The organism is Cohnella sp. (assembly GCF_041640265.1).
Lineage (GTDB): Bacteria > Bacillota > Bacilli > Paenibacillales > Paenibacillaceae > Cohnella.
This window is the reverse complement of sequence record NZ_JBEQAP010000051.1, coordinates 26,493-41,379: the sequence shown is the minus strand read 5'-3', so window position 1 is coordinate 41,379 and position 14,887 is coordinate 26,493. Positions and strand designations below refer to the sequence as shown.

Annotated in this window: 16 protein-coding genes and 1 riboswitch; of the genes, 15 read left to right on the top strand and 1 reads right to left on the bottom strand. The window is 42.8% G+C overall.

Features of this window, described 5'->3' with window-relative positions:
• Window positions 1-254: 254 nt before the first annotated feature.
• On the bottom strand, window positions 255-818 hold the full coding sequence (locus tag ACESLK_RS24830) for a hypothetical protein (protein WP_373232416.1): 564 nt from the start codon (window positions 816-818) through the stop codon (window positions 255-257).
• 83 nt (window positions 819-901) lie between these two features.
• Between ACESLK_RS24830 and ACESLK_RS24825 the strand changes: the two genes are divergently transcribed.
• The 15 genes from ACESLK_RS24825 (at window position 902) to ACESLK_RS24755 (ending at window position 14,745) form a co-directional block, all read left to right on the top strand.
• The gene (locus ACESLK_RS24825) at window positions 902-1,153 is read left to right on the top strand and encodes a hypothetical protein (RefSeq protein WP_373232415.1); all 252 of its coding nucleotides are present in this window, start codon (window positions 902-904) and stop codon (window positions 1,151-1,153) included.
• Between the two features lie 401 nt (window positions 1,154-1,554).
• Entirely contained in the window at window positions 1,555-2,229 is a 675-nt protein-coding gene (locus ACESLK_RS24820) for a GntR family transcriptional regulator (protein ID WP_373232418.1), read from the top strand.
• A 35-nt stretch (window positions 2,230-2,264) separates the two neighbouring features.
• Complete coding sequence (gene gntK / locus ACESLK_RS24815; RefSeq protein ID WP_373232414.1) at window positions 2,265-3,818, top strand: gluconokinase; 1,554 nt, start codon at window positions 2,265-2,267, stop codon at window positions 3,816-3,818.
• A gap of 277 nt (window positions 3,819-4,095) precedes the next feature.
• Entirely contained in the window at window positions 4,096-4,824 is a 729-nt protein-coding gene (locus ACESLK_RS24810) for an amino acid ABC transporter ATP-binding protein (RefSeq protein WP_373232413.1), read from the top strand.
• 30 nt (window positions 4,825-4,854) lie between these two features.
• Window positions 4,855-5,694, top strand: coding sequence for a transporter substrate-binding domain-containing protein (locus tag ACESLK_RS24805; protein WP_373232412.1), 840 nt, complete (start codon window positions 4,855-4,857; stop codon window positions 5,692-5,694).
• A gap of 75 nt (window positions 5,695-5,769) precedes the next feature.
• Window positions 5,770-6,420 carry an amino acid ABC transporter permease gene (locus tag ACESLK_RS24800; protein ID WP_373232411.1) on the top strand — a complete coding sequence of 217 codons (651 nt, stop codon included), beginning with the start codon at window positions 5,770-5,772 and terminating at the stop codon, window positions 6,418-6,420.
• 20 nt (window positions 6,421-6,440) lie between these two features.
• Entirely contained in the window at window positions 6,441-7,091 is a 651-nt protein-coding gene (locus tag ACESLK_RS24795; protein WP_373232410.1) for an amino acid ABC transporter permease, read from the top strand.
• 45 nt (window positions 7,092-7,136) lie between these two features.
• Complete coding sequence (cynS, locus tag ACESLK_RS24790) at window positions 7,137-7,580, top strand: cyanase (protein ID WP_373232409.1); 444 nt, start codon at window positions 7,137-7,139, stop codon at window positions 7,578-7,580.
• Window positions 7,581-8,215: 635 nt separating this feature from the next.
• A complete protein-coding gene (locus tag ACESLK_RS24785) occupies window positions 8,216-9,397 on the top strand; it encodes a DEAD/DEAH box helicase (protein WP_373232408.1) in 1,182 nt (393 codons plus the stop codon).
• A gap of 61 nt (window positions 9,398-9,458) precedes the next feature.
• Window positions 9,459-9,542, top strand: a riboswitch (cyclic di-GMP riboswitch).
• Window positions 9,543-9,630: 88 nt separating this feature from the next.
• A complete protein-coding gene (locus ACESLK_RS24780; RefSeq protein ID WP_373232407.1) occupies window positions 9,631-11,835 on the top strand; it encodes a PAS domain S-box protein in 2,205 nt (734 codons plus the stop codon).
• Between the two features lie 113 nt (window positions 11,836-11,948).
• Window positions 11,949-12,305: a nucleotide excision repair endonuclease gene (locus ACESLK_RS24775; protein WP_373232406.1), complete on the top strand. Its 357-nt coding sequence runs from the start codon at window positions 11,949-11,951 to the stop codon at window positions 12,303-12,305.
• 81 nt (window positions 12,306-12,386) lie between these two features.
• The gene (locus ACESLK_RS24770; protein ID WP_373232405.1) at window positions 12,387-12,863 is read left to right on the top strand and encodes a MarR family winged helix-turn-helix transcriptional regulator; all 477 of its coding nucleotides are present in this window, start codon (window positions 12,387-12,389) and stop codon (window positions 12,861-12,863) included.
• Window positions 12,864-12,929: 66 nt separating this feature from the next.
• Window positions 12,930-14,129, top strand: coding sequence for an ArsA family ATPase (locus tag ACESLK_RS24765; RefSeq protein WP_373232404.1), 1,200 nt, complete (start codon window positions 12,930-12,932; stop codon window positions 14,127-14,129).
• Window positions 14,126-14,347, top strand: a complete 222-nt coding sequence (locus ACESLK_RS24760; protein ID WP_373232403.1) for a hypothetical protein — start codon at window positions 14,126-14,128, stop codon at window positions 14,345-14,347. Before ACESLK_RS24765 ends, ACESLK_RS24760 begins: the two co-directional genes overlap by 4 nt.
• 41 nt (window positions 14,348-14,388) lie before the next feature.
• On the top strand, window positions 14,389-14,745 hold the full coding sequence (locus ACESLK_RS24755; RefSeq protein ID WP_373232402.1) for a DUF6463 family protein: 357 nt from the start codon (window positions 14,389-14,391) through the stop codon (window positions 14,743-14,745).
• Window positions 14,746-14,887: the final 142 nt, after the last annotated feature.

Sequence of the window (14,887 nt, the reverse complement as noted above, 5' to 3'; positions counted from 1 at the left end):
ATAAATTCCTAGAACTTTACTCATCCCGCGCATTCGCTTGGGCTTTGCCCTCCAGTGTAACATTTACAACCTAACGATCCATCGTCCCGATGGATAAACCTACTACACAAACTTCTTGACGCTACCAAAAATCATATCTACAGACTTATTTTACCCCCGCTGCGGGGGTCGTAATGTTGCGGAGGTATAGTAAAGAGGCAGGAACCATGCAATTGGAAACTCGAATCAAGGCGGGAGGCCTTTCTATCAGGCTATTATTTAAGTGGAGTCCGTCTGCTTCTCGATATTTTCTTTCTATTGCTGGTCCACTTGTTTAACGCAATTCCTCCGGCACCTCCACCGACAGCGTGCTGCTGTTTGGTGCCTGAGCTTTCGATGGCGGAATTCGTTCCTCCTGTGCTATAAGTACCACCGCCGCTTGTAACCTGGGTAGCGGACGCATTCATGTGGCGTTTAGAAAGCTTAACAATCTGATCATTGATAATAATGACCACTTCTTTACCGTAACCACGCCTATTAGCTGAGGGATTATAAAGACTCGAACGACCCTTCAGGCCTTTGTTCTTCGCAATTCCTCCTGCGCCGACACTTTGTTGCTGACGCGTATTCGGTGAGTTAATAGCTGCGTTGTTGCCGGCTGCACTGCTTCGACCTGCACCGCTTGAGATTTGTGTAGTATTGGGCGCGTTAGTAAACTGGCGGTTAATAACGAAGACCACTCTATTAATTCCTGATAACGGGGCCTTTGCGGTTATTCTTTTCTTGGCTTTTTCAATAATTATAGTAATTTGGTCTTTCTTTTTTTTCACCCGCAACATCTCCCTATGTTCAGACTGATTTATTAATTATATGTAGCCAAGAATAATCGGTCAGAGATAGTTGTCCGGTAGGCGGCGTTAACATGAACGTATATGGTAATCCCATCCGAGGCTGGTACGATGTGGATTCAGGGAAGATTACTTTCGTTAGATTTGTTAACATCGGCAGCCCTGTGGGAATAAACAATCAAGTTTATGAAGGATATATTCAACGAAGGGGCACCGCAGTTACTTTCACCGGTTCTTTTATCACAGTTGGCAGCGGTTCTTCCGCAAGGCTTCATAAATTTGCCTGGTTTGCTAGAGCTATCATCTTGATTGTCCCAGTACCTTGACAACAGCCTAACAGGGCTGTTTTTTTGTTCATATATAATTCCGAGGGGTTAGGGCTACACTAATTCGATATTAGTTTTATATCTACCTCTAATTGCTTCAAAAAACGATTAAAAGAGCAATTAGTAGCAAAAGTACCTGTAATATCATCAATATAAGCCGATAAAAGGTTGCTGGCATCGAATTAGAAGTAGATTTACCGCTATATCTCCAAATAAAGGAAAATGCAATAAGATTAGTGGCAGATTTATATCTAGGCATATTACATACTCCGAAAGCCGCATCAAATTCACATTTACAGATTCATTAGAAAGCAGTATTATGAAGGCACAACTTGTATACAAGTATACTGGCAGGCTATTTATTAAGCATGAATTTGATGATATGGGAGAGTTGACTTTTGATGCGGTTTCCTTCTGCGTGGTTGAAGGGTATTTCCCTAGGGGAATCGATTGCCTGTGAATTAAGGCTGCAAATTATTAATGGAACGATCAAGCCCAATGAGGTTATATCCGAAAATCGGATTGCTGCTGATTTCGGTACAAGCAGATCTCCCGTAAGGGAAGCATTGAAGACGTTATCAAATGAAGGGCTTATTCGTTTGGAACGGATGGGAGCGGTCGTATTAGGGTTAAGCTTGCAAGACATCGAGGAGCTGTACGACGTCCGGTATTTGATTGAAAGCTTTGCCCAGCAGCGTCTGGCAAGCGGTAACCATGAGCGTTTATGTGCGAATCTAAATCAATTTATCGACAAATTGGAATTAACCGTAAAGTACAATGATAGCGTAGAGTTTTCCTATCTAGATTTTTGCTTTCATGAAGCGATAATAATAGATGCTGAGCATAAACGAATATTACATTTATGGAAAAGCATCAGACACATCGTATTGACAGTAATGCTCATAACAACGGAAGAAATATTCTTGGAAGGCGAGACTAAGCTAAACGAGGTTATTGAAAAGCATCGTAAGATCGTTAAAGGCTTAGAGTCTAAGGATGTAAAGCTTATTCAACAAGTTGTTCAAGATTATTTTGCAGATTCCCATGTAACGCTTCGCAGCAGTATATCTCGATAATTTTTTACCGCAAACCTTAGGGGGAATCAATTCACATGGAAAGACAGTCTATGTATATGATTGGCGTTGATATCGGAACAACAAGCACTAAGGCGGTTATGTTCGAAGAAAACGGCAAAATTGTTGCAAAAGCAGACGTGGGATACCCTTTATATACACCTACTTCTTCTGTGGCGGAACAAGACTCCGACGAAATCTTTGGAGCAGTTGTTCAAACGCTTAAACAGGTTATGATTCAAAGCGAAGTTAAGCCTGAACAATTGATGTTTGTCTCATTCAGTTCAGCCATGCACAGTGTAATTGTTGTAGATGCCGATGGTAAACCGCTTTCGAGATGCATAACTTGGGGGGACAACCGGAGTGCGGTATGGGCTGAACGGTTAAAGCATGAAATGAACGGGCATGAGATCTATTTGCGAACGGGAACGCCGATTCATCCTATGTCTCCATTAACGAAATTAATGTGGCTTCGCTACGATAACGCGGATTTGTTTCAAAAGGCAAGCAAGTTTATTTCGATAAAAGAATATGTTTTAGCCAAACTATTCAACGAATACGTTGTCGACTATTCCATTGCGTCAGCGACCGGAATGATGAATTTGGAAAAGCTGGATTGGGATGAAGCGGCTCTGGAGATTGCCGGGGTATCGAGAAACCAACTATCAAAACTCGTACCTACCACGCATGCGCTAAGTGGGATGAATTCCGTCTTCGCCGAAGAAATCGGACTTGCTGCATCGACTCCATTTATTGTAGGAGCCAGTGACGGTGTTCTTTCCAATCTTGGTGTTAATGCAATCGACCCGGGAGTCGTCGCGGCGACGATCGGTACAAGCGGTGCCATAAGGACGGTTGTTGACAGACCAGTGACAGACCCGAAAGGGAGAATTTTTTGTTATGCCTTAACGGAAAAACATTGGGTTATTGGGGGAGCAGTCAATAATGGAGGCATGTTGTTTCGATGGGCACGGGATGAATTCGCCGCAGCGGAAGTAGAGACGGCAAAGCGTCTTGGAATGGATCCCTATGATTTATTAATGCAAGTTATAGAAAAAGTTAGACCGGGTTCAGATGGGTTATTATTTCATCCCTATTTGACTGGTGAACGCGCACCGCTTTGGAATTCAAGCGCACGAGGTTCCTTCTTCGGATTAAATATGCACCATCGGAAGGAACACATGATACGTTCTGTCCTGGAAGGGGTAATATTTAACCTTTATACCGTTCTGTTAGCCATGGAAGAAAGCATCGGCCGTCCCCAAAAAATCCAAGCTACGGGAGGATTTGCCCGCTCTCCGGTATGGCGCCAAATGATGGCGGATATATTTGACCAGGAAGTAGTAGTTCCAGAAAGCATTGAAAGCTCATGCCTCGGTGCTGCTGTGCTTGGGTTATATGCCATTGGAAATACGGATTCGCTGGGAATTGTCGGGGGCATGGTTGGCGCTACGCATGTGCACAAACCCATTAAGGAAAATGCGGAAATCTATCAGCAGCTGCTGCCGATTTTTATCCAAATTCCACGAAAGCTGGAAGATGAATATGAAGCGATAACGAAGCTTCAGCATCAGAGCAGGTTACTCGACTAGATTGTTGAATAGTTTGAAAACAAAGGGACTTTCCTAGGGTTTTTAGACCTATAGGACAGTCCCTTCTTTTGTTCCTGTAGGGTTAGGCTAATTTACTTTTTCCTCAGGCGTTTTGCATATCTATAAAATTGTTTAATATACTATCAGAACATAAAGAGTTGTTAATTCATGTTATATATCTGTAAGAAATAATTACATATGTAACAGAATATTGTAAACTGTGTTATGATATATGACATAATAGACTATAGGGCTAAGCACTGAGGGTGGGATATTTTTGATTACATTTAGCGATGTCAACAAGCATTACGGCAAATTCCATGTACTCAAAAACATTGACCTGCATGTGAAGCAAGGTGAAGTGGTTGTCATTATTGGTCCCTCGGGATCAGGCAAAAGTACGCTGCTGCGTTGTATCAATCGGTTGGAAACCATTACTGACGGAGTTTTAGAGGTAAATGGGGTACCCGTAAATCACAAAGATACGAATATCAATAAGCTGCGGCAAGAGATTGGCATGGTATTTCAGCATTTTAATTTGTACCCGCACAAAAAGGTAATCGATAATATCACCTTAGCCCCTACGAAAGTGCTTGGTAAATCCAAGCAAGAGGCTACAGAGACAGCGATGTTTTATTTGAACAAAGTAGGGATACCGGAAAAGGCTGAGACTTACCCCGCGCAATTATCCGGCGGCCAACAGCAACGTGTTGCAATTGCAAGAGGCTTAGCTATGAAACCTAAGATTATGCTGTTTGATGAACCTACATCGGCACTTGATCCTGAGATGATTGGCGAAGTGCTGGATGTTATGAAATCTCTTGCGCGAGAAGGGATTACCATGGTCGTTGTTACTCATGAAATGGGATTTGCCCGTGAGGTTGCGGATCGAATCATTTTTATGGATCAAGGTCAGATTGTCGAAGAGGCAGTACCGGCTGAGTTTTTCGCGAATCCGCGTGAAGAGCGTGCTCGCGCTTTTCTCAGCCGTCTTATAAATCATTAAAAAAACAGGATGACAAAGGGGATTTTTCATATGAAATTGAAGCTTAAAGCAGGTTTGATTATGATTTCTGTTGCACTTGCATTGGTCGGCTGCGGAGCGGCGAACGATTCAACAAACAAAGCAGCTGAGAGTCCTAAAGCAGATGCTGTAGTATCGAAAGCTATCGAGGATATCAAGACACGCGGAAAATTTGTAGTTGGCGTTAAATACGATACAAATCTATTCGGATTAAAAGATCCTGGAACGGGCGAAGTCAACGGATTTGATATCGATATCGCTAAAGCTATTGCTAAGAACATCTTGGGCGACGAAACTAAAATCGAGCTGGTAGAAGTAACCTCCAAAACAAGGATTCCAATGCTTAATAACGGAGATATTGATGCAATTGTAGCTACCATGACGATTACGGAAGAACGTAAAAAAGAAGTAGACTTCACCGATGTGTACTTTAACGCAGGGCAATCTTTACTCGTAAAAAAAGGCAGTCCGATTCAATCCATTGCAGATTTGAAAAAAGGCGTGAAAGTATTAGGCGTAAAAGGATCAACCTCCGTTAAAAATATTGCTGAAAAAGCGCCTGAAGCCACAGTTCTGCAGTTTGAAAATTACCAAGATGCCTTCACTGCGCTGAAAGCTGGCCAAGGCGATACCTTGACAACCGATAATGCAATTCTTTACGGAATGACACAGCAAGATCCAAATTACATTATGGTAGGCGGCAACTTTACCGACGAGCCTTATGGTATTGCAGTGAAAAAAGGCGAGACCGAATTTGCCAAAACAATTAATGAACTTTTGACATCAATGAAAGCCAGCGGGGAATACGACAAAATTTACGAAAAATGGTTAGGTGAAAAACCTAGTAAATAATTCGTTTCTAAATAGGATGAGCGGCTTTCCACTCATCCTATTTATTTCAAAGGGCAGCAGAGGTGAGGGAAGAGAATGGATTTCTCAATACTTTTTGATAACTGGGATACTTATCTTAAGGGGTTTGGCAATACCTTGAAGGCAAGCTTGCTTGCTCTCGTCGGCAGCTTCATACTTGGCACACTGCTAGCTATCATGCGCATATCTGCTTATCGAATATTACAGGTCGTCAGTTCGGTATATATTGAATTTGTACGCAACATTCCATTGCTCTTAATCGTATACTTGTTTTTCCTTGCTGTTCCATCCATGGGCATCCCTCTTGATGGTTTTCAAGCAGGAACGATTGGATTAACCATATATACGGCTGCGTTTATCGCAGAGGTGTTGCGAGCGGGCATTTTATCCATCTCCAAGGGGCAGACAGAAGCCTCAAGGTCTTCCGGATTGACTTATTTTCAGACGATGAGATTTGTAATCTTGCCTCAAGCCATAAAGATCGTGATTCCACCTCTAGGGAATCAATTTCTAAATTTGATTAAGAATTCATCTGTCTTGGGTGTCGTCTCTGGATTTGATCTTATGTATTATGGGGATATTATCTCCTCTGACACATTTGTTACCTTTAGTGTATATATTTTCGTTGGCCTGTTTTATTTAGTATTAACCGTACCCTTGAGCTTTGCTGTCCGTTATTTGGAGAGCAGACTTGCTCGCAACTATTAAAGGGGCTTGGAGGGGAATATATGGATTTTGCTGGAGCCTATTCTGCAGATAATGTGTCGTTCTTATTAAAGGGATTCCTCATTACGTTAGAGGTTGCCTTCGTTTCAATTATTCTTAGCTTTCTATTTGGCTGCTTGCTGGCTGTTATAAGGTATGCGAAAATTCCAGTTCTAGCTCCTCTTGCGGCTTCCTATGTGGAAATTATTCGAAATCTACCGCTGCTTCTAATCATATTTTTTGTCTATTTTGCACTGCCGGAGATAGGTATTAAATTCAGTATTATGGCATCAGCAATCATAGCTCTTACCGTATTTGAATCTTCGATGCTCGCGGAAATTATCCGCAGTGGCCTGAACTCCATTGACAAGGGACAGATAGAGGCTGGGCGTTCTTCTGGACTTACCTATATTCAAACCTTGCGGCATATTATTATGCCGCAGGCGCTCAGACGCATGGTTCCACCTACTGTCGGTCAATTTATTTCTCTGCTTAAAGATACTTCCCTTACGGTGATTATCGCGTTGCCGGAGCTGATGCACAATGCGAATATTGTAAACGGACAAAATGCTAGCTTTGTCATACCGATATTGATGTTGACAGCAATATTTTATTTTACCGTCAATTACATGTTATCTATATTTTCGCAGAGGCTGGAAGTCAAACAGGGTTGAATAAGCCCTTTCATATTTAATCTAACTTAATGGGGGTACGTCTATATGGAAAGAACAAACAGCACCTTAAAAATTTTAAAAGCGAAAGAAGAAAAGCAACTCACCTGGCAAGCCATTGCCGAGCATGTCGGAGCAGCAGAGGTATGGGTAGCAACGGCATTACTGGGGCAAGCAACAATGTCAACTGAACAGGCAGTGAAGGCAGGTGAAATATTGAGTTTGGATGCTGAGCTTGTTACTTCGTTGACTGTACCACCGTTTCGCGGGAATGCGATCCAGATGCCTCCAACGGAACCGGCGTTATATCGGTTATATGAAATCATTATGGTCTATGGACCTGCCTTCAAAGAAATTCTAAATGAGAAATTCGGTGACGGCATCATGAGCGCCATTGATTTTGAGATGCACATTGATAAGATAGAGGATCCGAAAGGTGATCGTGTGCTTTTTACTATGAATGGTAAGTTCTTGCCTTATCGCAAGTTTTAACCTGCATGGAAGGCTTAGAAAACGCTGCTGACAGGTTGTTGTCAGCAGCGTTTTTGTGTTTGTATAGGATATTATGAACGATAAAAAACTGTGGATAACTCGACGGTTGAAAATAGAAAGGGTAATCAGGATGTTCAAGCAGCATGAGGGTAGAGAAGAACACCGTCACAGAAAAATAAACACACAGTTACATCTAATTCACCTAATGCAGTCTATCAACTGAGGAATAACTGCAGAGATACATCTAAAAGATGGGAACATGATTCGATAGCTAGAATATCGGATAATTAATGCACTATGTTGTTATTTCCACCAAAAGCTTCTTTTAGCCATCGAATAACTGCATATACGCGCTATTTTTAATATTTATTTACTGTGAATGTGTTAAGACAATGGTAAGAAAACAAAAAAAGCCAACGGATGAGCACACCGTTGGCTAGAAGGCTAAGTCACCCGTTAGGGTGATTTTGTTCAGTCCAGCGAGCACAGAGGGATGCCATCCAGCCAATTGCATACAATAAGAAGGGACAAGTTTAATGGTACAGGTAGTAAATGGATTACGGTTACCGCAAATTTGTGTTATCCTTGTGTGTTATAACGTAAAGGGAAAATATATGTAAAAAGTAGGAGACAAAATGACATTTAACGACTTGAATATTACACCCGCGATTTTGAAAGCTCTGAGCAAAGAGAACTACACTGCGCCAACGCCCATTCAGGAACAGTCGATCCCAGCAGTACTTGCCGGCAGAGACTTATTGGGCTGTGCGCAGACAGGTACAGGGAAGACGGCCGCATTTGCTGTGCCTATTATCCAACTATTAAGCCAGCAGCAAAGTAAATCGAATACGCAACGCTATATTCGCTCACTGATTTTAACACCGACAAGAGAGCTTGCTCTTCAGATATCGGATAACATGCAAGCATACGGCCAATACACCGATTTACGTTATTCGGCTATCGTTGGCGGCGTTTCGCAAAAAGAGCAGGAGCGATCGCTAAATCAGGGTGCGGACATTATTATTGCTACTCCGGGCAGACTCATCGATTTAATGAATCAAAAGCGTGTCGATTTACAGCATGTCCAAATTTTAGTGCTTGATGAAGCGGACAGAATGCTGGATATGGGTTTTATCAATGATGTAAAGAAAATCATCGCAAAAATGCCCAAAAAAAGACAGACTCTGTTCTTCTCGGCCACGATGCCTCCGGAAATATCCATATTGGTTAAATCGCTGCTGGTTAATCCGGTGAAAGTAGAAATCACTCCGGTGTCTTCAACGGTAGATCGGATAAAGCAATCTGTGTATTATGTAGATAAGGGAAATAAGCAAAGCCTATTGAATCACCTTTTACAAGATAGATCTATTGTTTCGGCATTAGTGTTTACCCGTACGAAGCATGGTGCTGACCGCGTTGTACGCGGACTGGCTAAAGTGAATATTTCCGCACAGGCTATTCACGGTAATAAATCTCAAAATGCCCGCCAAATTGCGCTAAGCAACTTCAAAAGCGGCGTAACCCGCGTGTTGGTAGCTACGGATATCGCAGCAAGGGGAATTGATATTGAGGAGCTCTCTCATGTGATCAACTTCAATCTTCCTAATATTTCAGAAACCTACGTTCATCGAATTGGCCGTACCGGTAGAGCGGGACTTAGCGGGATCGCGATCTCCTTTTGTGAGAAAGAAGAAATTCCGTATCTTAAGGATATTGAGAAATTGACCAAAAAGAAGATTCCCGTAGTGAAGGACCATCCCTATCCGATGCTGGGTACAGCAGCTCAACCTGCAAAGGCGGAAGGATTATCAAGATGAACGTGATTTTCATTTACTTTATTTTTCCATCATAGTACTATTGATTCAATACAATTATCCTAATTGAAAATGGCATACTCTTCGAAAGACGGGGACGCAAAGCATACGGGTCTAAGGCATTTGCTACGACGGCTGGGTTACCAAGGGATATAAAAGGAAGCTATTCCCTTAGGGGGATAGCTTCCTTTTTTACGCAAATACTCCAATGAAATCAAAATAAGGTGGGATATGAAGTGGAACAGCAATGTGCAAGGAAACTTTCTGCAATATTATCTCCACATGACCAAACAGCGAAGAATGAACTTTTGCAATCGTTTATGTATAATACATCGGACGGGATTGTTATTATGGATTTAGAAGGTAGAGTGCTAGCAGTAAACCATGCTTTTGAATTTATGTATGGCTGGTCAAGCGAAGAGGTTGTTGGAAAGATATTGCCGACGACACCGCCATATCAAATGGTTGATTCTATGGTGCTGCATCATAAGACATTGGCAGGAATGAAAGTGAATGACTATAAAACCTGCAACCTTAGAAAAGATGGCAACCTGATTCATGTCAGTGTAACGATATCGCCTATTAAAAATAGTCAAGGCAATATCATTGCTCTTATCGGGGTTGAGAGAGACATAACCGCTCATAAAAATGCTGAAAAAAGACTTTTTGAAAGAGGAGATGATTCCAGGCAGCTTCTGGAAAATTCATTAGAGCCAATCATTGTATACACGGAATATAAAATCGTTTATGCAAATCCTGCGGCCATTGATTTTATCGGAGCTAAACATAGAGAAAACGTAATCGGTAAATATATCTTTGAAATTCTTCCTCACCATTTCATCGATGACTTGGTGTATAACGAAAATGCGTCGAAGATTATTCAAAATAAGTTTGTCCGAATGGATGAGCGAATAATTGACGTTGAGGTAAAAGCGATACCCATTCATTATTCAGGGAAACCATCTGTGCAGCTTCTTTGCAGGGATATTTCAGATCGTAAAAAGGTTGAGAATTCTTTGTACGAAGCAGAAAGTCTATACAAGAATGTTGTGGAAAATGCACTGATCGGCGTTTATATCTGTCAAGCTGGAAAAACGATTTATGCCAATCTCAGCTTAGCAAAGATGTTTGGTTATTCCATGGAGGAATTTATGGAAATACAACCATCGGAGCTTACATTTGAAGAAGACTGGGCAGAGCTTTTTGAAGATGCGCGGAACACGCTTATAGAACCAGAATCCAAGTTTCGTTTTCATATCCGGGGAAAGAAAAAAGATCAAAGTGTTATTTATCTAGAGGGAAGCGCCATACCGATTATAAACAAGGGTGAGCCTGCAGTATTCGTTGCCATTCTAGATGTTACCTATAAAAAGGAATCGGAAGATTTATTGATTGAGAGTGCCCAAAGATATCAAGCGCTGGTGAAATTTCTTCCTGAACCCATTGTGGTAAGCGTAGATGGCTTAATTTTATATGCAAACCTATCAGCCATGAAAATGGTCAAAGCCTCGAGAGATCAGGATGTAATCGGCAAGAGCACTTTCGATTTCGTTCATCCTGAATACCACGAAGCATCGAGGGCAATCATGCGTGATGTATTACAAACGGATGAGCCCTTTAGTTTTCAGGATCGTAAAATAATCTGTACAGACGGAGAAGTTATCGAAGTTGAAATATCCAGTATTAGAATTCATAACTACATGGGTAAAATGGCTACATTGTCTGTAATTAGGGATTTATCCGAACGAAAACGGACGGAAGAATCATTGATTCAGTCGGAGAAGCTTTCTGTGGTTGGACAACTTGCAGCAGGGGTAGCGCATGAAATCCGAAATCCACTCACTTCGCTGAGCGGATTTTGCAAATTATTGAAGTCAAGGTTTGGAGATCAAGTTTCTTATATTGACGTTATGTTAAACGAGTTGGACCGTATTAATATGATTGTGAATGAGTTTATGACATTGGCAAAGCCCCATATAACCCAGTTCACCAACGGATCAGTAAACGAAATTCTGAAAAGCGTGATGTCGATATTAGAGACGCAAGCCATACTATTAAACGTTAATATGGAGACGCTGTTAGATGAATCAATCCCCTACGTATATTGCGAGGAGAACCAACTTAAACAGGTGTTCATTAATGTTATCAAAAATGCTATTGAAGCCATGCCGCAAGGCGGGAATGTGACCATTACAACAGCAAAAAGCAACGATGGATATGTTTGTGTGCGTATAATTGATCAAGGTAAAGGGATACCAAACGAAATTATTGATAAAATCGGAGGTCCCTTTTTTACAACCAAAGAGAGCGGGACTGGGCTGGGTTTAATGATTTGCCATCAAATTATTGAATCACATCAAGGGTTTCTACATATTTCAAGTAAGATAGGCGAAGGGACAACGGTCGAAATTTTATTGCCTGTATTTTCAACAAATTTGTAATACCTACCAGGTTTAGAATGGGGCGACGAGGAACAGTATGTTAGAAAAGCTTAACTTGAGCGATCCAGTTTTTGGCTAATGAGGTTTAATACAGAAAGAGGAAGTGAATTTTAGTGATAAACATAACCATTCCAACACCCGATGTTTCCATTACCAAACAGATTGCGCCTAAGGAAAGTAATATTTACGGATTTACTGATTTTCACCTGATTTCTAGAGAACTGGGCGGTATTTTTATGTTTTACAACAACAAGGAGGAGCTATTGTTCGTTGGCAAAGCAAGGAAGCTAAGACCAAGAATAAAAAAACATTTTGAGGATACCGTATCTGTAATCAAAAAGCATAGAGAAGAAGTAACCAGAATTGATATTTGCGTTGTCGAAGACCCTGTCCACAGAGAAATCTATGAGACGTATATTATTAATGAGTTCAAAGCTAAATACAATGAAGACAAAGTGTTCTTCAGGTAAAGTGGAAGTTGACATTACTACGAATCCGTACTAAAATGAACACAGAATTACTACGAAATCGAACTAAAAGGAGTTTCCGGTATGCTGCAGCTATATGACCTCTTCCTCAAAACCGGTCTACGTCCGTTCGCTTTCCTGTCAGACACCCTGCAGCTCGAACAGAATGTTACCCGATCGGATATGTCGACGCTGCTTATTCTACTCTTCCGAGGAGACTTAACGATGTCGGAGCTGGCAGCGGAGATGGGAGCGCCTCTAAGCTCAATGACAAGCATCGCTAAGCGGCTTGAACGTAAAGGTTATATCGCCCGGGCTACATCTGTGCAGGACCAGCGGGTCAAGCTCGTGACGCTGACACAGGAAGGGCGGCAGATAGCGAAGGAATGGGAGCAAATCATGCTGGGAATGTTGGGCAGGCTGGAGGCGGTATTTACGCCGGAAGAAATGGAGCAATTCACCATGCTCCTGCTTAAGGCAGCTAGGGTCTTCCAGGATGCGGGCCCATTAAAGCCTCATGAGATAAAGGCCCAACCGATTAAGATTAGGATTGAGGAATGACCGGTTCGCAGCCGGATTCTTTTTTGGCTATTTACTACGAAATCGTACTAAAAGGAGCGGGTAGACATGAGGATTATTATCTACACGGGCAAGGGCGGCGTTGGCAAGACGAGTATAGCGGCGGCGACAGCGGTGAAGATGGCGAAGCAAGGCAAACGAACACTTATTCTCAGCACGGATGCGGCGCATAGTTTGGCAGATTCGTTGGCCATGCCAATTGGTCCGGATCCGATACAGATCAGCGAAAATTTATGGGGACAGGAAGTGAACAGCCTCAGGGAGACCGAGCGCAATTGGGGAACAGTCCAAGGCTGGCTGACGAAGCTGCTGGATAAAGCGCAGCTTAAAGATATCACAACGGAAGAAATGCTTGTGTTCCCCGGTATGGAGGAGTTGTTCAGTTTACTGCAGATCAAGGAACACGCTCAGAGCGGACTATACGACGTATTGGTGGTGGATTGTGCCCCGACCGGAGAGACGCTCCGGCTGCTCAGCTATCCTAATGTATTGAATTGGTGGCTGGAGAAAATATTCCCGAACGAGCGCAAGCTTATCAAGCTCGTACGACCGGTCGCCAAGCTCGTAAACCGCATAGATCTGCCTTCAGATGATGTGCTGGATAGTATTGAATTTTTTGCACGCGGCTTGGAGGAAATGCAGCGGATCGTGCTGAACCCGGAGATTACTTCGGTAAGGATCGTGCTGAATCCCGAGAAGATGGTGCTTGCCGAATCAAAGCGTTCCTTTACCTACTTAAACCTGTTCGGGTTTAACACTGACGCGGTTATTGTGAATCGGGTACTGCCAGATGAAGCAGGCGAGGGATTTTTCGCGCATTGGAGAAATCTCCAGAAGAAGTACGAGGAAGAAATCGTATCGAACTTCCAGCCGTTGCCGATTCTGAAAGCACCCATGATGCCTAAAGAGGTTATCGGACTGTCTGCACTTGAAGAATTAGCAGATATCGTTTACGGAACTCAGGATCCTTCAGAAATATATTATCGAGGTAGAACGGAAATCATTCGGGAGGATGACGGGGAAATGCTTCTGGAGCTTATGATTCCTTTTGTCGACAAGGCGGAGCTGGATTTAACTCAGACAGGCGACGAATTGACGGTAGATGCGGGCGCCTACAAACGCAAGGTTATATTGCCAAGACCGTTGATGGGTCGACAGGTTGCGGGTGCAAGGTATGCCGAGGACCGACTTGTCATCCGTTTCGGCAAGCGGGATTTGGCTGCCAGGGAAAGGGCTGAGGAGCAATGAGAAGCGCCGGTTTCGGAATGGAGCGAGTGCTGGAAAATCTGGAACGTATGGAACGGTTGTTAGGACACTTGGAGCGGCACCAAACCAAGCGGCATGTAAAAAACGCCTTCAAGGAATGGCTGCTCGCATCGAGTTCAGTCATTAACAGTATTATCGATACGTTAGAGGAGGAGCAGGACACACCGGCTGCTCGAAAAATCAAAATTTCGACAGAGTAATCTGGATTTTGGCAGGGGAGAAGAGAGGAGAGGATTCGTGGGTGAGTAGAACTAAGCGCCAAGTCGGGCTCCTGCTTATGCTAACCGGATTGCTTCATACAGTTGTCGGACTGTTTGGTTACATGGAGCAGCTTCAGTTGATTGCCGCCGATGGCCTATGGAACACGGTAGAGGAGGGGCAATGGGAGCGTACTACTGCGTTTTGGTTTATGATGTTTGGGTTCCTATTGATGATTCTCGGATATACGGCGGATTGGCTGATGAAAAAGAAGGGCATCGAACCGCCGACCGTTTTCGGGTGGATGCTGCTGTTGCTGTGCCTGACAGGGGCTGTCATTATGCCAGTTTCGGGTTTCTGGCTTGTCCTTCCGCAGGCGTGGATCTTATTGCGTAGCTAGAAGACTATTTTGCTTTTCCATAATTATACTTTAGCTAGACAATTTTCGAGTTAATTAATATAATTATGCGATACACTAACGACAAAATAGGATGGCAATTACATTACCTGTTAATGCCATTTTGGGCAATGGGGCCCTGCAT